Origin of the sequence: Echinicola vietnamensis DSM 17526, assembly GCF_000325705.1 — a bacterium.
Lineage (GTDB): Bacteria > Bacteroidota > Bacteroidia > Cytophagales > Cyclobacteriaceae > Echinicola > Echinicola vietnamensis.
Window position 1 is genome coordinate 3,140,152 of the sequence record NC_019904.1, and the last position, 23,396, is coordinate 3,163,547.

Consider the following 23,396-nt stretch of genomic DNA (forward strand, 5'->3'; position numbering starts at 1 on the left):
ATGTAATCATATATAAAATTCACCCAAAATCCACCAAATTCCCTATCATCTTCTTATCGCTTTCATCGTCCAAGAAACTCTTAATATACGCCTTAGTCGTCTTAATATCCGCGTGTCCTAAGGATTCTCCCACATATTCGATGGAGGCGTTATTTCGAATCGCCATTGTTGCAAAGCTATGCCTGGCAGTGTAAGTACTAACATTCTCCTTAATTCCCAGTTTTTCAGCATACCGCTTCATATGCTGATTGACTAATCGGGTAAAGTTTTGTTTTGCTTTAAGCTTTTCTCCTTCCGCCATTTCTTTGTGAAGAATTGGAAATACATATTCTTCTCGATCGCCACTGGTTACTCCATACACTTTGATTACCTTCTTGGAATGTTCCATTAGAGGTACGCGAATAACGATTTGTTCGTCAGTAGTATCCTTGGTTTTTTCCCTCACAAATTCCAAGAAATCACCATTAACGTTTTTCCACTTGAGATACAAGATATCCTTCATATTCATCCCTTTACATAGGTAGGAGAAAAACCAAAAGTCTTTGGCTCTTTGTTGGAATTGGTTCTCAGGTTTACCTTCAAATAATAATTTTAATTGGTGCTTATCCAATGCCTTCTTTTTATTAGTTCCCTTGGGAATAACATAGCCATTTTTACCAAAAGGATAATGATCAGTTTTGATGGTGTTAAATATATGTCTAAGGGTTCTTAAGTAGTAGCCTACAGTAGTTTTGGAATTGCCTTTTTCAAGCATCCACTTTTCAAAATTCTTTAGCCATTCCACTGTGATATCTTGGACGAAAAGATGTTTGGGATCCCTTTTTCGATTAGCTTTAAGGAATTTCTTTATCGACTTCACACTGGCTTCATATGTGTGTTTAGTAGCTTCCCTTTTTTCTAATTCTAAGGTCTTTATTTTTTGCTGGTACAGATAGAAAACATCTTTGACATCACCCTCAGGTTTAAATAAAAGATTCTCGAAAGATTCAAAGGTGAAATTGTCCAGCCTATTCGCCACCTCAATGTATTTATGTAGAAGGCTTTCTACTTGAATGCGGATTTCCTTTTCTGCTTTTCTTGGTTTTACTGAGAGGAATACCTTTTCATAGGTTTCCTTGTTCATATCTATTCCTACAGAATAGTATTTCCGTTTTTTGGGTTTTGGAGTATAAACCTTTATTTTTAAGGGATAATATTCATCTGCTTTAGTTCTTCTGGTGTCTAGGTAGATGGACATTTCGAACTGTTTTCCAGACTTGGCAAATTTCTTTTCCATGGTTAGTTGATTTGAGATTTGCACACGATTTGCACACAAAATGATATCAAAACTTGTAAGCAAAGTAATAAGAAAAGCAGTAAAAACAATATAAGTAACTCATTTACAGTAGTAAACAAAGTATGCTGATAATAGAAAAGTATTCAAAAATTTATCTCATAATCAAGGGGTCCCTGGTTCGAGCCCAGGTGGGCCCACAAACCCCGGCTTGCCGGGGTTTTTATTTTCTCGGGAAATTAGCTCAGTTGGTTTAGAGCACTACCTCGACAAGGTAGGGGTCACTGGTTCGAGCCCAGTATTTCCCACTGATAAAAAGCCGCCTACAACGTAAGATTGTAGGCGGCTTTTTTATTTGCACTCGATTTGGGATTAAGCCGGATAGTTGGGCATTTTACTCCAAAATGAAAATTGGCAGTTCCCCCAGGGCAAACAGTTTTAAACTATTAGTAAAGAGATGTCAGCCTGAATTAAAGAACTTCAAGTGGCTAAAAGCGATTTCCCTGATGGATATCAACATTTAGTACTAATTTCGTGTAGAGGAGCTATCATCCGTGCCGCTGGCACTCCTTCGGGAGGTTGAGGAGCGCTTAAGTTCCTGCGGATGAATCCGCAGGTTACAAAATTTATCGTGCCGCAGGCACTTTGCCCCGATTTGTACATTGGAAACCGCAGTAGCCTATGGTGCCGAATGGCGGAATAGGCTGAGAGAATGAGTTGTTGATTTGGACCGTACAAGCCGTCGCAGCTATCTGCTCAGGAATAGTGGTTGGCTTGGTTGAATTTATACCCTGCATATGCGCTGGCAACTGGGCATCCTGCCTAATCCGCCTTTGGCGGAGGGTCATATAGAAGGTGCAGGTGACAACCTGCACCAAGAATGATTACACACAAAAGGGTAAGTTCCGTAGGAACGGCAGATACAAATGCAAATAGGAACATTTGTTTTAAAGGCGTTTGCCCTGTGGAGGATGCCCATCGTTTTAACGGAATGAAATTCTATTTCATAAGACCATGTCAACATTCGTCCCCCAACTTTTCTGCTTGATCCCATTTTAAATGATGCCTCACCCTATTAAGTTTGAATCCAGCTAATTTGGAAGTAATTGTTCATCGTAGTTTATAACAGTTATCATAGTGAACAAAGGCATAATAGGTGTGCGTATAAAATGCGAGCAACTATGATAAACTTGATTATTCATTAAACCTATTTCATGCTTGATGTAGGATGAAACATGTGTTTTTGCCTGTCTTCTGGAAATAGGGGAGTAATCCAATCGGGAATTTTATTTTTGATATGATAGAAAGGATTGAGATTATTTTTTGTGTTAATATCCTGATTATCAATGTTTTCATTTAAGCGAAACACACTTTTAGTCACGGAGCTATTCAAAAGTGTGTTTTTTACAGGTTATCTATTTTTAGCTTGCTGTATTCCCGTGGGAATAAACGCAATAAGTTATGTAATACATTGAAAACCAGTATTTTGCGTTTGTATTGTTTGCTTCTGTTTAAGAATATTTGGTTATAAATTAGGTTTATCGATTAATTATAAACCCATCATTGAACATGAAGAACTATTTACATTCAAAACGCAGTTTTCATCAAATTGAACCTTCCTTTAAAAGGAAGAGGAATTGGAACTTAATGTTAAAACCAAGGGCTATTCCCCTGTTACGTACCATCACCTGAGATGTATTTTTTCTAGTACCCACGCAAACAAATTCAAGAACCACAGGCTTTCCGATTGAAGTGAATTTTCATTAGTGGACTGGTATGTCTACATGATGTTTTCTCCTGATTGTTGATGCATGTGCATTTGTTTCGGTGGGTAATACCTAATTCGGTAATCGTTGATTTTGTCAAAATAATTAAATGTAAAATTCTGAGGTTGTTTTAACAGCCCATCTTCTCTTTATAAGTGAAGAGTCAAAAAGTTGACTGCTCCATCATGAAAAAGACCCAAACCACTAACCTTGACCCTAATGCTGAGTTTCCGATGCTATTAATGAAACACAGTAAAATAATGATTGTGTATGCCGATAAGAGTGACCTAGAAGTGTGGAACTCCTTTAAAAATGGTGATGAATCGGCCTTTAACTTTATCTATCGCAAGCATGTCAGGGAATTATATAATTACGGTATGCAAATCTGTAAGCAGCATGAATGGGTAATGGATTGCTTGCAAGCCATGTTCGTCGATTTAAGGAAAAGGTGTATTCGCTTAGGAGATGTCCGTAGTATCAAGGGGTATTTGTTCACTGTTTTTCATAGAGAACTCTTCAAACTGATTCGGAAAAAGAGAAAAGGTGAGTTTGTGGCCATTGATGAAAGCACTGATCAGTTTTTGATCGAAGCTTCACCAGAGACCAAACTGATTGCCCAAGAGCTTTCTGGAGAAAGGAAAAAGGAGTTGGAAGAAGCCCTAAACCAACTGACCAAGCGGGAAAGGCAGGCAATATTACTGCTTTACCAAGAGGAGTTGAACTATAAGGAAATAGCAGATCTGATGGAATTTAAAGAAGTCAAAACAGCCAGGTCTTTGGTCTATAAGGCCATGGGCAAACTGAAGGAAATATTTAATGTCAATGGATGCCTCAAATGAGCATATCCCATCAATGATTATGATGTACCATCAATTCAATATGGAGGATTTTCTAAACGATGAGTTCTTTATCAAATGGGTGAAAAGCCCTGATGAAGAAACCGACCATTTCTGGTTGAAATGGATTGCTGAGCATCCTGAAAAAGTCCAACTCATTCAACAGGCTAAGGAAATAATCCTTATGGTGGATTATAAGGAAAAGTATTTTCTCTCAAACAAAGCCTATACAGATCTTTATGAGAATATCATAAAAGATACCAAAACCAAGGAATCGAGCAAAGTAAACGCCGTCAAGTGGAGAACTTGGCATAAAGTGGCGGCCATCCTACTTGTGCTGTTTTCGAGTGTCTATTGCTTCAAATATTCTTTGGAATGGGGAAAGGACATTTCCCTGTCCGAAGAGGAAATGATCATCAAATGTAATCCTGCAGGTCAAAAGTCCAGTTTCAGGTTGCCTGACGGTACGGTGGTCTACCTCCATGGTAATAGTAAACTGTCCTATCCACCATTCTTTTCCGATGATGTCAGAAAGGTCAAAATGGAAGGAGAGGCGTATTTTGAAGTAAAACAGGACCTTGACAAACCCTTTATTGTAGACTTAGGGAAAGATCAGATCAGGGTAACAGGAACCGCTTTTAATATATGTTCCCATAAAGGATTTGTCTCTTTAGCCTTGGTGGAAGGGAGTGTTACTTATGCCCCCGAAAATGGAACTTTCGAAAAGTTAGTTCCCAATCAGATGCTGACAAAAGTTCCCACCGGAAAGGTGACCAAAAAGCAGTTTGATCCCCTGGAAGTATGTGGCTGGAAAGATAAGTACCTCATTTTTAAGGATGACTCCTTTGCCATGATGGTGGCGAAGTTGGAAAGGTGGTATGGTGTCACCATTTCCGCTCACTTAAAACTAGAGTCCGACTGGTCATATTCAGGAACTTACCATGATAAATCATTGGAATATGTTCTCGACGGAATTGGCATAGCTTCACAGTTTGCCTATGAGATAGAAGGAAAAAACGTAACAATCTATAACCCAAACCAACCCTAAAACATGAGAAAAAATTACCAAAATACCAGTTGAAGGAAAGGGCAGAGAAGCATCCTTTTCTGCCCTTTGGGCCTTTGATCCAATCGCCAAACCAGACAAAGGCCAATTTCAAGTTTTATGCACTTAAAATCCTAAACAAAGTATGGAAAAAAGAATACTAAGGCAAATCATTATGCTTTCCAGATATTTTGTGGGTGCTTTTATCTTTCAGTTGTTTTTTACGGCTGTATTGATGGCAAACACAGGCAATGCCCAGTTTAAGCGTTTGGATGAGGTGAAGGTGACCATTCAGGTGGAAGCCACAGGCCTTGCCCAGATCATAACCGAACTGGAAGAGCAGACTGGCTTTCAGTTTAGCTATAACAAAGCCAAGATCTCCTTTAGGGATATTCAATTGGATATTGACCAAAAAGGAGCAGCTTTAGCGGATGTTCTTAGAGAAATATCACAAGAAACATCCCTGAAATTTGTCCGGGTGGACAATACCATTCATATCACCAAGAAAAAGTCCGGTGATATCTCCGTCAAGGAAACCCCGTCGACTGCGGAAGTGATAAAAGTGACCGGAAAGGTGGTCTCCGATACGGACGGTATGCCGATTCCCGGGGTTACTGTTCGCATAGAAGGAACCACACGGGGGACGGTGACCAATATCGATGGAGCATACACGATTGATGTGAATGAGGGCGAGACACTCGTGTTCAGTTTTGTGGGTTTTGTAGAAAAGAAGGTTGTTGTTGGTTCGCAGAGTACCATTGACATTTCTTTAGCAGAAGATCTACAGTCCTTGGACGAAGTGGTCGTGGTGGGCTATGCAGAACAGAAAAAGGAAACCATCGTGGGCGCAGTGACCCAGACCGACGGGGAGGTGCTCAAGCGCACCGGAGGAGTTTCCAATGTGGGACAGGCCTTGACTGGGAACTTGCCCGGAGTGATCACGACTTCCAGTGTGGGAACACCCGGGGAAGAAATGCCCCAAATCGTCATCCGGGGCCAAAACAGCTGGAATGGTAATTCCCCTTTGATCTTGGTGGACGGGGTAGAGCGGCCGGAGTTTTTTGCCAATATGGACATCAATTCCGTGGAATCCATTTCAGTACTGAAAGATGCCTCGGCTACAGCAGTATTTGGATCCAGGGGTGCAAACGGTGTGATCATCGTAACCACTAAGCGGGGTCGAGAAGGCAAGGCAGAAATCACTGCCAATATCAGTACCACTATGAAGTCGGTTTCCAAATTGCCAGGGAAATTGGATTCCTATGATGCAATTGGCGTTAGAAACTGGGCCATTGAGCGTGAACTCTCCCTGAGCCCAAACAGCTGGGATGAGATGATCCCACAGGCCATGCGGGAGAAGTACCGGTTTCCTGCCAACCTGGAGGAAATGGAGCGATATCCAAACGTGGATTGGCAGGATGTGGTCTTCAAGGACCAAGCCATGGCCTATAATGCCAACGTGGGCGTAAGAGGAGGAACGGATTTCGTCAAATATTTTACCAGCATCGATTACCAGTACGAAGGTGACCTTTTTCGGAAATTTGAAACAGGAAGGGGCTACCAAGCTGGATTTAACTTCAATAGAATCAACTTCAGAAGTAACCTTGATTTTCAGTTGACACCGACTACCAAATTGGGAGTTAACTTGGGCGGGACTTATGGCGTTCGCCAATCTCCTTGGGCGTATAACTTCCCGGAAAGTTACTGGAACTCTGCCTATCGAAGTCCACCAGACGTCTTTTTGCCCCGGTACTCAGATGGGGCATATGGCACGTATAGTCCTGATGATTATGCGGTTACCAACTCCTTGTTGAACTTGGCCATCAGCGGCATCAATTACATTACCACAACAAGGCTTTCCACTAATTTTTCGCTTGAGCAAGACCTCGGCATGATCATCAAAGGATTGAACTTCAGGGGAACCCTGGCTGTGGACAATTCTTTTCAGGAAACCAATAGGGGGGTAAATGATGATAATAACAGTCCCAATACCAAGTGGATCAACCCTTTTACAGGAGAGGAGGACTTTACAAATATTCTAAATCCCAATACCCGATTTGATTACGTGGAAGCAATCACATGGCAGGACCAAGCAGGGAGTGTAGACAATAATGCATCTCAAAGAAGGCTTTTCTATCAGCTACAACTGAACTATGCGAAAAGCATTGAAGGAAACCATAATTTTTCACTGATGGGACTGCTGAACAGGCAGGAGGATGCAAGAGGAAGTGTGATCCCTAGTTATCGTGAGGATTGGGTATTTAGGACTACCTATGATTATAAAAACAAGTACTTGATCGAATATAACGGTGCTTATAATGGCTCTGAAAAATTCTCTCCCGAAAATCGCTTTGCCTTTTTTTCCTCTGGGGGAATAGGCTGGAATATTACCGAAGAGAACTTTATGAAAAACATGTCCTTCGTGGACCGGTTAAAGTTGCGGGCTTCTTACGGGGAAGTAGGGGATGACAATATCGGCGGACGCTTCCTGTTTATGGACCAGTGGGTCTATGGGAGCACTTCCCAAATGGGGGTAATTGGTCAAGCTGGAGAAGACAGTCCTTACACTTGGTACAGGCAAAATGCCGTGGGCAATCCCAATGTGCATTGGGAAACGGTTTACAAGTACAATGCGGGGGTGGAGTTCGGATTTATGAATGGGCTGATCAACGGTAGCGTGGACTGGTTCAGGGACAATAGGGTAGATATCCTAATGGGTAGCGGCCGCTCGGTTCCCAGTTATTATGGTGCCACAGCCCCAGCTGCCAATCTTGGCCGTGTGGAGACCGAAGGCTATGAACTGACCATTGGGCTGAACCACACCTTTGATAGCGGGATCAGGCTTTGGGGTGATTTTTCCATGACCCATGCCATTGATCAGGTGATTGATCGAGATGATCCAGAGCTGCGTCCTGATTACCAAAAGAATGCAGGCTATCAATTGGGACAATACAGAAGTCATATCAGTGCAGGATATTACAATACTTGGGACGAGCTGTATGGCAGTCCCCAGCACAACACCAACGACATGGCCAAATTGCCTGGGAACTATTATATCGTGGATTTTAACGGTGATGGTGTCGTAGATGCCTTTGATTCTGCTCCTTATGGCTTTTCTGGCGTTCCCCAAAACACCTATAGCACCAACTTGGGTATAGAATGGAAAGGGCTGAGTCTGTACGTACAGTTTTATGGTGTGAACAACGTGACCCGGGACGTTTCACTCAGTAGTTTGGGCGGAGGCTTGAACCTGGTCTATGACGAAGGAACCTATTGGTCCAAGGAAAACACCTCGGCTGATTCACCTTTACCGAGATGGCGTTCCCAACCTGCCAGTTATAATTATGGTCCCAGGTACCTCTACGATGGTTCTTATCTCCGGCTAAAGAATGCTGAAATCGCCTATAATTTCCAGTCCGACTGGGTGAGAAGTATGGGGATGAGCAATATGCGACTTTACATCAATGGCAACAACCTCTTGCTGTGGACCGATATGCCAGATGACAGGGAATCGAACTTTGGAGGGCCATCCTGGCAAGGAGCCTATCCAACAGTAAGGAGGATCAACTTGGGTCTAAATGTTACATTCTAAACGAGCCAATCCTATGAATAGATATATAAAACCATTAATGAGAGGATCGATTTGGATAGCGATGCTTTTAATTGTCTCCTCTTGCGAAGACTATTTAGAAAGGGCACCGGAATCCATTATTTCCGAGGAGCAGGCCTTCCAAAACTTTACTAATTTCCAAGGTTATGTAGAGGAGTTGTACCACTGCGTGCCCAATTTCACCTTGTCCGGATATACCAGTTCCTGGAATTGGGGTGAGGATGAAATCGAGTCCACTGCAGGTACCTTTCATTTGTCCTATAATATCGACCGGGGCAACTTCTGGGCCTGGCAGGTAGAAAATGGCGCTGGAAACAATGGCTGGCTGGATGCAAACGGAGCCAATACGGACAGGGACCATAAAAACAAGGGGCTCTGGCCGCTTGCGTGGTATGGTATCCGCAAAGCCAATATGGGACTGGAAAATCTCTCGTTGATGACGGATGCCACCCAGGAAGAGCGGCAATTGATCGAAGGACAGCTCTTGTTTTTCAGGGCTTGGTTTCACTTTTCACTCATTCAGTACTTTGGAGGCTTGCCTTATGTGGACCAAGTATTGCCCAGTGATGAGCAATTGACGTTACCACGCTTAAGTTACCATGAATGTGCAGACCGTATAGCCCAAGATCTACAAAAGGCTGCTGATCTGCTCCCAATAGACTGGGACGATACGACTGCCGGAAGACGAACCTTGGGCAAAAACCAGCTGCGAATCAATAAGATCATGGCCTTGGGCTATTTGGGTAAAAATTACCTGTGGGCGGGGAGCCCGTTGATGAATTCGGTCTCTACAGGAAGCCAAACGTATCACGCGGAATACTGTAAGCAGGCAGCTGATGTTTTTGGAGAACTACTACAGCTTGTGGAAAGCGGGGAAACCCAATATGCCTTGCTGCCTTTTGACAAGTATAATGATAATTTCTATACCATGGGGCAAAACTGGGCGCTGGCCGGAGGAACAGAGGCGATTTTCAGGTCAACCTATTATGTTGCCAATGATACCCACTGGCGGATTTCAAAGCAGTATAAGCCTACTTTCATGGACCAAGGTGACCCGACAAATTTCTACCCAACTGCCAACTATGTCCATGATAATTTTGGCATGGCCAATGGCCTACCGTTACCGGATGATGTTACCCAAGCTGATCCGGCATCAGGATATGATCCAAACTACCCTTGGAAAGGTCGTGATCCACGGTTTTACAAGACTATCGTGTATGACGGTGTAAAAGTGGTTCAGGGGGCCATCCCAGATGCTAATCAGGAAGTCAACCGATATGCCAACCTGTATACGGGAGGGAGTTATAGAGAAGTGGTGACAGGGAGCTTATCGGGATATGCTTCGCGTAAGTTCTCCCCACTGTCAGCCAATGAATACGATAGGGCTTACGATTGGGGTTCTGCCCTACATATTAATGTGCCCTATATGAGGCTGGCTGATGTTTATTTGATGTATGCAGAAGCTACATTGATGGGATACAATAGTCTTGGAGCATCATCCTCTAATTTCTCAAAAACTCCTGTGGAGGCAGTAAACACCATCAGGGAGCGTGCGGGAATGGCACTTGTCCAAGACAGGTTTTTGGGATCGGTAAGTGATTTTCTCCCCGAGCTGCGAAGGGAAAGGGCTGTGGAGCTGGCTTTTGAAAGACACCGTTTCAATGACCTCCGTAGGTGGATGCTCCTAACAGAAGAGCCATATACCATCAAGACTTCATTCGAATTTGACCGGGCGGGGGAATTCAATACCGATGATCCTACCGAGAACAGAATTGTGAACATGAGAGAGGAAGTAATCATCGAACGGAATTTCACCTCCAAGCATTATTGGCTGCCGCTAAAGCTGGCCGATGTAAGCCTCTATCCGGAATTGTATCAAAACCCCGGATGGTAAGTGGGATGACTTTTTCAATGGTAAAACTTAACGAATTTAAATGATGAAATATATAAAATTCATTTCGGTATGCTATGTCCTTCTAGTGCTATTTCCATTGCACCTGAGGGCGCAGGATGCCAAGAAGATAAACATTGAGCCTGTGGTCAGGGCCAGTTCCGGGGATCCTATCCGTGGAGCCATCGTGACCAGTGATCTGGATGACTACTCGGCCGTATCCGATAGCTTGGGCACCGTAAAGCTGGCAGTGACCACCAATGCCTATCTGGCAGTGGAGGCTCCAGGCTACGAGACCAAAATCCTTCAGGCACATGTGGGACTGGAAGAAATCGTACTGTATCCTTATCTGGAGGGAGAGGAAGTCTTGGTGGCTTTTCAATCCAAAGATAAGCGAGATATCATGGGTGGTGTATCGTATGTCAATATGCCCGAAATCCTCAATAAGAATTACATAACCTACCCTTTGGATGGGATGGAAGCTTTTGTGGGAGGATATAACGGTAATCTATGGGGAAACAATAGCTACCTCACGCTAGTGGATGGTGTACCCCGCGACATTGGCAGTGTGATGCCTACGGAAATTGCGCAAATAACATTTCTGAAAGGCGTAAATGCCATTGCACTCTATGGAAGCCGAGGGGCAAAAGGGGTATTATTAGTCACTACAAAAAGAGGGGTGGCCAATACCCAGACGATCGATGTCCGTACCAATGCCGGTGTCAATGTTCCCAAAAGCTATCCGAAATACCTGGGATCGGGTGAATACATGAGTCTCTACAATGAGGCCAGGGCCAATGATGGACTCAGCCCTCTCTATACCGAAGAGGACATCTATAATCATTCCTCAGGAAACAATCCTTATCGTTATCCCAATGTCGACTATTATTCGGACGACTATCTACAGAAAGCCTATACGCGTTATGATGCCACCATGGAGATTTCCGGTGGCAATGAAAAGGCCCGATACTATACCAACCTGGGTTTTTGGACAGAGGGTTCCGTGCTGGATTTTGGGCAGGCTGCCGAAAACGGCAATGAGCGGTTCAACGTGCGTGGAAATGTGGACATCAACTTGAACGACTACATTTCCGCAAAAGTGGATGCCGCAGCCATTTTTTACAATGGAAGGGGGATCAATGCAGATTATTGGGGAGGATCCACCACCTTGAGACCTTACCGCTTCACGCCGCTGGTGCCGATCGATATGCTGTCGCCCGATGATGAGGTTTCGCAGAGTTATGTACAGAGCAGCCAGCACCTGATTGATGGCAAGTATCTGCTTGGCGGTACCCAGCTGGACCAGACCAATCCCATTGCGGGCAGTTATGCTGGAGGATCGTCTAAGTATACCAGCAGACAGTTTCAGTTCAATGCCGGAGTCGATGCAGATTTGAGCAATGTTTTGGAAGGATTGAGCTTTAACTCCCTGTTCGGACTGGACTATGCCACTACCTATAACCTTTCTTTTAATAACGATTATGCAGTTTACCAGCCCACATGGACAAACTTTAATGGCATCGATGAAATTGCCAGCCTTGCCAAATATGGGCAAGATGCCAGCTCCAAAACGCAAAATATAAGTAATAGCTGGTTCAGGCAGACACTTTCCTTTTCGGGACAATTCAACTATCAGAAAAACATCGACAATAGGCACCATATTTCTACGATGCTCATTGCCAATGGGTTCCAGACTTCCGAGTCCGCCATTTACCACAAGGCCAGTAACGCCAATTTAGGGCTTTATGGAAGTTATAACTATAAGGAAAAATACTACTTGGACTTTAGCGGTGCCATTGTTCATAGTGCCAAGTTGGCACCGGGCAATCGGAATGCTTTCTCACCCACCGTGTCCCTTGGATGGCGGCTCAGTGAAGAGGATTTCTTGGTCTCATCCAGCGTATTGGACGACCTAAGACTGTCCGTATCCGGAGGGATTCTCCATACCGATCTGGACATCGAGGAGTATTACCTGTATAAGGGGATCTATACTGATGAGGGTTCTTGGTACGAATGGAAGGATGGCCTGAACAATTACGCCACTGATGTGAGAAGAGGCGAAAACCTGGAATTGGCCATGCCAAAGCGAGAAGAGATCAGTGTGGAGTTGGATGCTTCCCTATTTGATAAGTTGATTACGCTAAATGGTTCCTTTTTTACCAGCAAGATGACCGGCTTGTTTGTTCAAAACGATAATATCTATCCCAACTATTTCAGCACGGGATGGCCAGTATCCTCTTGGATTCCTTATATCAACTACAACAACGATCAGCGCACAGGAGCGGACTTCCAGCTGAACCTGAACAAACGGATTGGGCAGGTCGATTGGAGCCTGGGATTCTCGGGCATTTACTATACGACCAAGGCCAGCAGAAGATCGGAGAATTTCGAGTTTGATTATCAAAGTCGAGTTGGAAAGCCTTTGGATGGACTATGGGGATTGGAAAGCATGGGATTTTTTACGGGTGTCGATGACATCGAAAACAGTCCCCAGCAAGCATTTGGTGAAGTCAAGCCGGGGGATATCAAGTACAAAGACCAAAACGGAGATGGCATCATCAACGCTCAGGACGAGGTATACCTCGGCCGGGGAGGATGGTCCGGAGCGCCATTGACCATGGGGGTAAACATCACAGCCAGTTATAAAAACTTTACCTTCTTCGCCTTAGGAACCGCCCGTACCGGGGGGTATGCCATGAAAACCAATGATTACTTCTGGGTAAATGGCGATGATAAGTATTCCGAAGTGGTCAGGGGGCGTTGGACAGAGTCCACAAAAGACATGGCTACCTATCCACGACTGACCACCTTGAATGGAGCCAATAATTTCCGGAATTCGGATTTTTGGATGTACAGCACCAACAGGTTTGACCTTTCTCGCGTCCAGCTTTCCTATACCTTCCCAAGCAACATGTTTGGTGAGCGTTTCCTGAAAGGACTGGACATTTATGCCAATGGCGCCAACCTGCTGACCATTTCACCCAACAGGGAAATTCTCGAGATGAATATTGGCAGTGCCCCACAGACCAGGTTTTATAATGTTGGTATCAAAGCGAAGTTTTAACTAGACCCAAAAGAGTGATGAAGATAACGATTAAAATAAAACTGGCCATTACTGCCTTGGTATTGATGGCCGGCTGCAGCGATCTGATCGACCCGGCGGTGGAAAACATCCAAAGCAAGGACATGATCCGGGAAAGACCAGGAATGGTACAAGGCCTATTATTGAATGCCTATTTGAGGATTCCCACCAATGGCTACAATTTTAGTGAAATGGCCACGGATGATGCGGTCAGCAATGACCTGGACAATGCCTACCTGAACATGGCCACTGGACAATGGGCATCCAATTTTAACCCCGTGGACAGGTGGAATGCTGCTAATTCCGCCATCCAATACCTCAATGAAATGCTGACCGAAGTGGGGAATACCGAGTATGCCTCCAATCCACAAGTAAATCAAATGTTTTTGGACCGATTGACGGGCGAAACCTACGCATTGAGGGCACTCTTTATGTATTACCTGTTGCAGGCACATGGAGGAATGGCCGGAGGAGAGCTTTTGGGCGTTCCCATATTTTTGGAGCCACAATCGGTAGATTCCGATTTCAATATGCCCAGGGCCACTTTTGAGGATTGTATGGCACAGCTGTATTCGGACCTAAATACTGCGATGGATTTACTTCCCATGGATTATAACAATATCGGGGATGCATCGATGATCCCTTCCAAATACCAAGATGGCGGGATTGGAGTCAATGATTATAACAGGGTTTTTGGGGATGATGCCAAGCAATTGGTATCTGGAAGGATCGCACGAGCCATCCGAGCGCAGGCTGCCTTGCTGGCTGCCAGTCCTTCTTTTAACCTGGACAATGACCAAGCCAAATGGGCCGATGCTGCTACCTATGCAGGTCAATTGCTCAACGATATCGGAGGCATAAGTGGGTTGGATCCCAATGGCGTGACCTGGTACAATAACAGGTCGGTAATCGACGGACTGGGAGCCGGAAACAATCCTCCAGAAATCCTCTGGCGGGGGTCTATCGGTGGCCCTTCCAATAACCTGGAAACGCAGAATTATCCCCCAACACTGTATGGCGAGGGCTTGGTAAATCCCACACAGAATTTAGTGGATGCCTTTCCTATGGCCAATGGCTATCCCATTACCGATCCTGCCGCTGGATATTCGGCTGCGGCACCTTATGCAGACAGGGATCCACGATTGGCTCAGTTCATTCTACTCAATGGAAGCACTGCCGGTCCGACGGGGGAGACCATCAATACCGCCTTGGATTCGGATACCAATGATGGACTGAACAAGGTGGAAACATCCACGCGTACGGGGTATTACATGCGCAAACTTCTGCGTCAGGACGTAAACCTGGACCCAGTGGCCACCACGGGTCAGCGGCACCTACAGCCGAGAATGCGCTATACCGAGTTCTTTTTGATCTATGCCGAAGCGGCCAATGAGGCTTGGGGCCCCATGGCAAGCGGGAGCTTTTCCTACTCCGCCTATGATGTGATCAAGGCGATCCGTCAGCGCGCTGGAATAGGATTGGACAATAATGATGCTTACTTGGAATCCATCAAAGGTGATCAGGAGGCCATGCGCCAATTGATCAGAAACGAAAGGCGATTGGAGCTGAGCTTTGAAGGGTTCCGTTTTTGGGACTTGAGAAGATGGGGCGCAGACCTGACCGAAACGGCCCAGGGAATGCGGATCCAAAATGAGGATGATTATTCCGTTATAGATGTGGAAAACCGTGTGTATCAAGACTATATGATCTACGGTCCTGTTCCGTATAGCGAGATGTTAAAGTTCAGTGCCCTCCAGCAAAATACAGGCTGGTAAGTGGGTGAATTAGGAATGATGAATAAACGATCAAGGTAATAACGAACAAACAAGATGAAGAATAAAATATATTTAATCCTAGTATTCTCGTTGGTTTTCAGCGCTTGCGAAAACCAGGATTGGGATTTTCCCGATTTCGAATACCAAACGGTTTATTTTGCCTATCAGTTTCCGGTGAGGACGATCACCTTTGGGGAGGATATCTTTGACACCTCTCTAGACAATGAAGGCAAATTCAAGTTAATGGTGACCACAGGAGGCGTTTATTCCTCTCCAACTGATGTGACCGTTCAGATAGAAGTGGACGAATCTCTGGCCGAGGGGCTGCTGTTTGAAGAAGGTGGGGAGGAAATACAAGTGCTTTCTTCTGAATATTACCAGCTAAATTCCGAAACAGTGACCATCCCCAAAGGCACAGTGGCCGGAGGGGTGGAAGTACAGCTTACCGGAGCATTTTTTAGCGATCCCCGAGCAGTGAACAGAACTTTTGTCCTTCCTGTAAGGATCACGGAAGTGATGAACGCGGATTCGGTATTGTCCGGCACTCCCGTGGTAGAAAATCCCAAAAGAGCGATAGCGGATGACTGGTTTCCTGCTCCCAAGGACTTTACGCTTTATGCCGTCAAATACATCAATGAATGGCACGGCAATTACCTGCGTAGGGGCAGGGATGTCATTACGGGTAAAAATCCAGCCATTATAGATGAAACGTTGGTCCGCCATGAAGAAAATGTGGTGGATGATGAAATCAATGAATTGGTAACGCGGTCCATGACCGAAGTGGTGTTTCCGCTTACCTTGACCGGAGAGGGAGGAGTGAACGTTTCCGCGGATCTCCTGCTGACTTTCAATGATGAGGGAAATTGTACCATTTCTGCTGCTGAGGACGGTTACACGGTTACCGGAACAGGACGTTTTGTGAAAGATGGCGAGAAGGCCAGCTGGGGAAACCAAGATCGGGATGCGTTATACCTCGAATATGAGATCGATATGGAGCAGATGCACGTGGCCACCGTGGATACTTTGGTTCTCAGGGATCGTGGTGTGGGTATGGAAACGTTTAATCCTGTGCTTAAGTAAAATGGAGAATGATGAATTAAGAATGGGCAAGATCGGCTTTGGTAGCTCGAGAAGCCTTTCCTGAGGGATACTTTCCCGATTTCAAATCCGGAGCTACCAAGTAATCGGGATTTGACTTTCCTCAATAACCAATAACCTAAGAATATGAAAACAAGATATATCAATATACTGGGAATACTCGCTCTGGGGCTCGGTACATCTTGTGTGGACTATGTGCCCACAGATGAATACCAAGTGGAAAAACCTGAAAGTATTGCCCTGCAGGAGGAATTGAATGCGTATTTGCCTCTAAAGTCCTATGTGGACAGTATTGCCCATCCTGATTTTATCCTTGGTGGAGCAGTAAGCCAGTCCGAATATGCGGATAAGGGAGTCATGTACCGCTTGATCAACAGTAATTTCAATGAAATCACGGCCGGCTATGGTATGAAACATGGAGCTGTCGTACAAGCAGATGGCAGCCTTTTACTGGATGGAGTAAACGCTATGTACGAAGCTGCAGCAGCGGCGGGAACCAGCATTTATGGTCACACGCTCTGTTGGCATGCCAATCAAAATGCGGGGTACTTGAATGGTTTGCTGGAACCGCTCGTGGTCAATTCCCCTGCTTTTGCCAATGAACTGGACCTTTCGCCAGCGTTGGAAGGTGACCTTTCCGGATGGGATACCCAAGGGGAAGTGGCTATCGCCCAAAATGAAGGAATGGGAACGGGAACGCCTGCCTTTAAGCTAAGCGCAGGGGAGAGCGTTTCGGAGCCTTCAAACCTGCAACTGGTCACCCCTGAAATGACCATTGTCCCTGGAAATGAATACGAGATCGTGGCCTATGTCAAATCTGATATACCTGCAGAGGGAAGAATCAGCTTTGAAGGCTTGGAGAACAACGAGCCTGAAATGGATTGGATGTCCACCGGTGAGATCTCGGCGACTTTTCAGACTTCCATGTCTTGGAAAGAGATTCGGATTAGGGTAAACGATTTCCAAGGGGAAACCTTCAAGATCAAATTTGACCTAGGCTATACGCCCGGTGCCACCACCTACCTGGATATCAATAACCTGTATGTCTTTGACCCCAATGGAGAACCAATGATCAATAACCTTGTCGTGGACGGGGATTTTGAGGCAGGTACCGGCTGGGGCGGCTGGGGCAATGGCTCCACCCGTGGCATTACAGAGGACGGAATGGGTTTTGGTGGAGAAGGAAAGGCCTTTTTCGTGACCAATCCATCGGTGACTGGCGGTTTCTGGGAAGTGCAGACCTCCTATGAGTTTGCTGAGCCACTGGAAAATGGCGAAGCTTACAAATTGTCCTTCTGGGTAAAAGGTGATGCCGAGGGCATCATCCGTCCTGAGCTCCAGAGTCCGGATTATTCCTCCAATGGTTATGGCCAGGTGATGGTGACGAAGGAATGGCAGCAGGTGGAGCTCACTACGACGGCCACTGCTGATGATAGAAGCCGGTTGATCTTTAGTTATGGAGAATTTGCCGGCACAGTTTACATCGATAATGTGGTCCTGAGCAGTGCCTCTTTTTCCGGTGGTTCTACCACGCTGGTACAAAAGACACCTGAGGAAAAAGAAGCCATCATTTCAGGTGAACTTGAGCGCTGGATAGCCGAAATGGTGACCAACAGTAAAGCACATGTAAAAGCTTGGGATGTGGTGAACGAACCCATGGATGACGGTAATCCTCACGAACTGAAAACGGGCATTGGCAAGACCGATATGGCATCAGATGAATTTTACTGGCAGGACTATGTGGGCAAAGATTACGCGGTCAAAGCCTTCCAATGGGCCAGGGAATATGGAAATCCCGATGACCTTCATTTTATCAATGACTATAACCTGGAATACAACCTGGACAAGTGTCAGGGCATTATCGACTATGTGGCCTATCTGGAAAGCCAAGGCGCGCAAGTGGACGGCATCGGTACACAGATGCATATCGGCATTGATTCCAACAAGCAAAATATTGCCAAGATGTTCGAAATGCTGGCGGCCACGGGCAAGCTGATTAAGGTCTCCGAGCTGGACGTAAGGGTCAATAGCTCCACACCGACCGCGGAAATCCTCCAACAGCAATCTGAAATGTACAAATACGTGGTGGACATGTACCTGCAATACGTGCCGGAATCGCAACGGTACGGCATCACAGTCTGGGGCATTACCGACAGTCCGGATGATGCCAATTGGCTGCCGGGAGAACACCAGGGGCTTTGGGACCTTGACCTCAATAGGAAACCAGCTTATGTTGGTTTTGTGGAGGGAATTCAGGGATTGTAACACACCAATGATTAGTAAATTAGCAATCAATGGTGTTTCGTTATGGACTGTTAGATAGTATCAGGTAAGGCGTGGTCGAGGTTCAATACCTAAACTGGGGCTTTAGCTTATGAAGAGCTGGGCGTTGTTTCAGGCAGGAATCGCTCTATTGATAGGTTAAAGGAGATTACCGTGCGGCAGTTGGATCGGCCTATTCCGTTTGATACTATTTAAATATATCCTACAATTATTGATTGCTGCAAAATGCAAATTAACCAGTAATTTAATGACTATGTCGAGGACTAAACGAATGGCAGGCGTTTTTCAAACTTCCATAAAGTGCCTGTTGGCTTCTGCGCTATTGTTTAGCGCATGCAAAGGCAACGCACAACATGAAGAAAATAGCACCCTGAAAACCGCCTTTGAAGATAAATTTGCAATAGGCACAGCCATGAATGCCTGGCAGATTTCCGGCAGGGATTCTGCCGCCACCAAGATTATTAAAGACCAGTTTAGCGCTATCGTGGCGGAGAACTGCATGAAGAGTGGCCGCCTGCAGCCAGAGGAAGGGGAATTTACGTTTGACCTAGCCGATCAGTTTGTGGAATTTGGGGAGCAAAATGATATGCTCATCAATGGCCATACCTTGATCTGGCATTCCCAGGCACCAAGGTGGTTTTTCACAGATGCAGAAGGGCAGGACGTATCACGCGAAGTGCTGATCGAGCGGATGAAAACGCATATCCATACCGTGGTCGGAAGGTACAAGGGCCGAGTGGATACCTGGGATGTAGTCAACGAGGCCATCTTGGACGATGGCAGTTATCGGGAAAGTAAGTTCTACCAGATTATCGGAGAGGATTTTATCAAATTGGCCTTTCAGTTTACCCATGAGGCTGATCCTGATGCTGAGCTGTATTATAATGACTATTCCATGGCTGAGCCCGGGAAAAGGGAAGGGGTCGTTCGCATGGTCAAAAAGCTCCAAGCTGAAGGCGTCAAGATTGATGGGATCGGCATGCAGGGGCATATTGGCCTGCACCATCCTGAAATCAGAGAATTTGAAAAAAGCCTTGAAGCCTTTGCCGATTTGGGTGTGGAAGTGATGGTCACCGAGCTGGACCTTACCGTGCTTCCTTCCCCTTGGGATGACCAAGGGGCTGAGGTCAGCAAAAACTTTGACTATGAGGACAAAATGAATCCTTTTCCCAATGGGCTCCCCGACGAGGTGAGGGATGCTTTTGATGCGCGTTACCTGGAGTTCTTCGCTTTATTCCTTAAGCACCAGGACAAGATTTCTAGGGTTACCCTTTGGGGAGTGGCCGACCAGCATTCCTGGAGAAACGGCTGGCCGATTCGAGGCAGGACAGATTATCCCTTGCTCTTTGATCGGGAAAATAAAGCAAAACCAATAGTGGAAAAGCTTATAAAACTAACCAAGCAGTAAATATTATTCATGATTAAATATCAAATATGTGTATCCGCAATCTTGCACGTACTTGTATATAAGCAGAATATGGTATCGAAGTATAAGGAAGGTCCTTGGTGGGGCAGGTTTTAAGGAAATGGGCAGGTCGTTAAGAAAATGAGCTAGCTCGCGTCGTGGAACAGCGAGATCCGCTCATTTTTAGGTCTGAACAGTTTTCTTAAAATTAAATTGTGCTATAGAATTTCTATATAAATATAAATCGATATTCCCAATTTAAAAGCCGTACCACAGGCCTAGATTTTTGGTCCTTTTCATCAATGGAAAAGGACAGAAAAGGGATCATAAAAGCAAAACCGAAGAATATATAGCTATGTGCAACATACCGAATAGTCATAATATCACATGAGAAAAATTAACAGTTTACTCCCTGTAATTACTTTAGTGATGGCTTTTTTAATGAGTCATACCGCGATGGCACAGGCCCAGGCCGCAAAAAATCCCATCATCCATGCGGATGTACCGGACATGTCCATGGTACGCGTAGGCGATACCTATTACATGAGCAGTACCACGATGCACATGAGCCCAGGCGTTCCTATAATGAAGTCAAAGGATTTGGTCAATTGGGAACTGATCAATTACGCTTATGACCGTTTGGGAGAGGTGGATGCCATCAATATGGAGAATGGTAAGAATGCCTACGGGGCAGGATCTTGGGCAAGCTGCTTGAGGTATCATGAGGGAATGTACTATGTCAGTACATTTTCTTCCACTACCGGCAAAACCTACATTTTCACTACCGATGACCTTGAAAATGGTCCTTGGGAATCGCATTCCTTTTCTCCTTCCTATCATGACCACACCCTATTTTTTGATGATGGTAAGATTTACCTGATCTGGGGTGGAGGAAAGCTCAGCATGGTGGAGGTCAAGGAAGATCTGTCTGGCGTCAAACCCGGCACAGAGCGGGTTTTGATCGAGAATGCTACGGCTCCTTCCGGTCCGGATGTGATGCTTCCTGCTGAAGGTTCCCAACTCTTCAAGGTGGATGGTAACTATTACCTTTTCAATATTTCTTGGCCACAGGGTGGCATGCGCACCGTTATCGTGCATCGCGCAGATCAGATAAACGGCCCTTATGAAGGGAGGGTCATGCTTCAGGACAAAGGTGTGGCCCAAGGAGGGCTGATCGATACGCCAGATGGTACATGGTATGCCTATTTATTTAGGGATTATGGGGCCGTAGGAAGAATTCCCTACTTAGTGCCTGTCCAGTGGCAAGATGGATGGCCTGTGCTGGGAGCAGCCGGAAAAGTACCCGATCAATTGGATCTTCCTGCTAATAAAAGCCTGATTCCAGGAATTGTAGCCTCGGATGATTTTGACCGGAAAAAGAAAGACAGAGACTTGCCCTTGGTCTGGCAGTGGAACCATAACCCGGATCCTGAACATTGGTCTGTGCGTAAGCGAAAGGGCTTTCTACGCCTGACCACTGCAAGAGTGGACAAGACGTTGGTGGATGCGAAGAATACCCTGACCCAACGGACTATTGGGCCATACTGTGAGGGAATTATCAAGATGGATGTTTCTGACATGAAGGACGGTGATTTTGCAGGCCTTGCCCTGCTCCAGAAGCTGTACGGCCAAGTAGGGGTAAAGGCAGTCAATGGTGAAAAGGTCCTTGTCATGGTCAATGCCGATGCGGGAGAACCGGAAGAAATCGAACGAATTCCATTCCATGCCAACACTGTTTACCTGAAAGCCACCGGTGATTTTACCGAACGAAAGGATGAAGCCAACTTCTATTACAGCTTGGACGGAAAAGACTGGAAGCCTATCGGATCCACTTTGCACATGAAATATACCCTTCCCCATTTTATGGGTTACCGGTTTGGGTTGTTTAACTACGCCACCAAATCGCCAGGAGGCCATGTCGATTTCGACTTCTTTCACATTACCGATACACGACGCTAACCACATGCCAACTATATGATGCCTAAATTAACTGCTAACAAATGCTACCGATGGATATTGATTTTATTCTCTTTTTATGGAAGTACTGTCCACGCCCAAAACCCTCTGGTAAGGGATCAGTTTACCGCTGATCCATCAGCCATGGTGGTGGGGGATAGGATTTATGTATATCCTTCTCACGATATTTATTGTGAAGAAAATAACGGAAGGGAAAACTGGTTCTGCATGCAGGATTACCATGTTTTTTCTTCTGATAACCTCACGGAATGGACGGACCATGGCGTTATCCTCAGCCAAGAAAATGTACCTTGGGGCAATCCCTCCGCCAACAGCATGTGGGCGCCGGACTGTATCGAGCGGAACGGAAAATACTATTTTTATTTTCCTGATCACGGCCAGGAGTCCAGCATTAATGGCAAGGGCTTTACCATAGGAGTGGCCGTGGCCAATCATCCCGCAGGCCCCTTCGTTCCCCAAGATCAGCCGATTGAAGGAGTGAAGGGAATAGATCCCAATGTGTTTATTGATGATGATGGCCAAGCCTACCTTTATTGGTCCCAAGAGCATATTTATGGAGCAAAACTTAAGGATAATATGCTTGAGCTGGCGGGAGATCCTGTAATCCTGAAGGAACTTCCAGATCAAGGGTTAAAAGAGGGACCGTATATGGTCAAGAGGAACGACACCTATTACCTCACCTATCCCCATGTGGCCAATAAAACCGAGCGTTTGGAGTATGCGATGGGAAGCAGTCCATTGGGACCTTTCGATTTTAAAGGTGTCATCATGGACGAATCTCCCACAGGCTGCTGGACCAACCACCATTCGATCATCCCGTTCAAGGGGCAGCATTTCTTGTTTTATCATCATAATGATTACTCGCCGGGATTTGATAAAAACCGCTCCATCCGTGCGGACAGCCTTTTTTTTGAAGCCAATGGTGAGATTAGAAAAGTGCAGCCGACCCTTAGGGGAATTGGGGTGACCCAAATGACCGATCACATTCAAATGGACAGGTACAGTGCACTTGGAGAACAAGGAGCTTCCATAGCCTTTTTGGACCCATCACAGCCTTTTATGGGATGGAAAGTCACTTTGGCAGGTGGAGCTTGGGTGAAGTATAACCGTGTCGAATTCCATCAAGGTGTCCAAACGGTACGCCTCCGCATCCAAGCCAAAGATGCGGGGAAATTGGCCTTGCGATCAGGAAAGGAGGATGGACAGGTCATGGCGGAGATCGGATATTCGGAGAGTGAGGACTGGACAGTAGTCCAAGGAAAAGTCAAAGGAAACCCTTCCGGCATCCATGACCTCGTATTGGTGAATGAAAATGGAAAAAGGGTGGCGGTCGATTGGATCAATTTTGAGTAAGG

General features: G+C 45.6%; 12 protein-coding genes and 1 tRNA gene. 12 read left to right on the top strand and 1 reads right to left on the bottom strand.

Annotated features, from left to right (window positions below):
- Positions 1–19: 19 nt before the first annotated feature.
- Positions 20–1,276, bottom strand: a complete 1,257-nt coding sequence (locus tag ECHVI_RS12940; protein ID WP_041738629.1) for a site-specific integrase — start codon at positions 1,274–1,276, stop codon at positions 20–22.
- 230 nt (positions 1,277–1,506) lie between these two features.
- Between ECHVI_RS12940 and ECHVI_RS12945 the strand changes: the two genes are divergently transcribed.
- From ECHVI_RS12945 to ECHVI_RS13000, 12 genes are all read left to right on the top strand, one after another.
- A tRNA-Val gene (locus ECHVI_RS12945) sits at positions 1,507–1,581 on the top strand.
- Between the two features lie 1,643 nt (positions 1,582–3,224).
- Positions 3,225–3,878: an RNA polymerase sigma factor gene (locus ECHVI_RS12950; protein WP_015266448.1), complete on the top strand. Its 654-nt coding sequence runs from the start codon at positions 3,225–3,227 to the stop codon at positions 3,876–3,878.
- Between the two features lie 19 nt (positions 3,879–3,897).
- On the top strand, positions 3,898–4,923 hold the full coding sequence (locus ECHVI_RS12955; RefSeq protein ID WP_041739804.1) for a FecR family protein: 1,026 nt from the start codon (positions 3,898–3,900) through the stop codon (positions 4,921–4,923).
- Between the two features lie 142 nt (positions 4,924–5,065).
- A complete protein-coding gene (locus ECHVI_RS12960; protein ID WP_245553310.1) occupies positions 5,066–8,512 on the top strand; it encodes a SusC/RagA family TonB-linked outer membrane protein in 3,447 nt (1,148 codons plus the stop codon).
- A 13-nt stretch (positions 8,513–8,525) separates the two neighbouring features.
- A complete protein-coding gene (locus ECHVI_RS12965; RefSeq protein WP_015266451.1) occupies positions 8,526–10,424 on the top strand; it encodes a RagB/SusD family nutrient uptake outer membrane protein in 1,899 nt (632 codons plus the stop codon).
- A gap of 40 nt (positions 10,425–10,464) precedes the next feature.
- On the top strand, positions 10,465–13,485 hold the full coding sequence (locus ECHVI_RS12970; protein WP_157501405.1) for a SusC/RagA family TonB-linked outer membrane protein: 3,021 nt from the start codon (positions 10,465–10,467) through the stop codon (positions 13,483–13,485).
- Positions 13,486–13,502: 17 nt separating this feature from the next.
- Entirely contained in the window at positions 13,503–15,278 is a 1,776-nt protein-coding gene (locus ECHVI_RS12975) for a RagB/SusD family nutrient uptake outer membrane protein (RefSeq protein ID WP_015266453.1), read from the top strand.
- Between the two features lie 54 nt (positions 15,279–15,332).
- Entirely contained in the window at positions 15,333–16,358 is a 1,026-nt protein-coding gene (locus tag ECHVI_RS12980) for a DUF5627 domain-containing protein (RefSeq protein ID WP_015266454.1), read from the top strand.
- A 144-nt stretch (positions 16,359–16,502) separates the two neighbouring features.
- Positions 16,503–18,641 carry an endo-1,4-beta-xylanase gene (locus ECHVI_RS12985; protein WP_015266455.1) on the top strand — a complete coding sequence of 713 codons (2,139 nt, stop codon included), beginning with the start codon at positions 16,503–16,505 and terminating at the stop codon, positions 18,639–18,641.
- Positions 18,642–18,912: 271 nt separating this feature from the next.
- Positions 18,913–20,067, top strand: a complete 1,155-nt coding sequence (locus ECHVI_RS12990) for an endo-1,4-beta-xylanase (RefSeq protein WP_245553312.1) — start codon at positions 18,913–18,915, stop codon at positions 20,065–20,067.
- Between the two features lie 384 nt (positions 20,068–20,451).
- On the top strand, positions 20,452–22,023 hold the full coding sequence (locus tag ECHVI_RS12995; RefSeq protein WP_015266457.1) for a glycoside hydrolase family 43 protein: 1,572 nt from the start codon (positions 20,452–20,454) through the stop codon (positions 22,021–22,023).
- A gap of 15 nt (positions 22,024–22,038) precedes the next feature.
- Positions 22,039–23,394, top strand: a complete 1,356-nt coding sequence (locus ECHVI_RS13000) for a family 43 glycosylhydrolase (RefSeq protein WP_015266458.1) — start codon at positions 22,039–22,041, stop codon at positions 23,392–23,394.
- Positions 23,395–23,396: the final 2 nt, after the last annotated feature.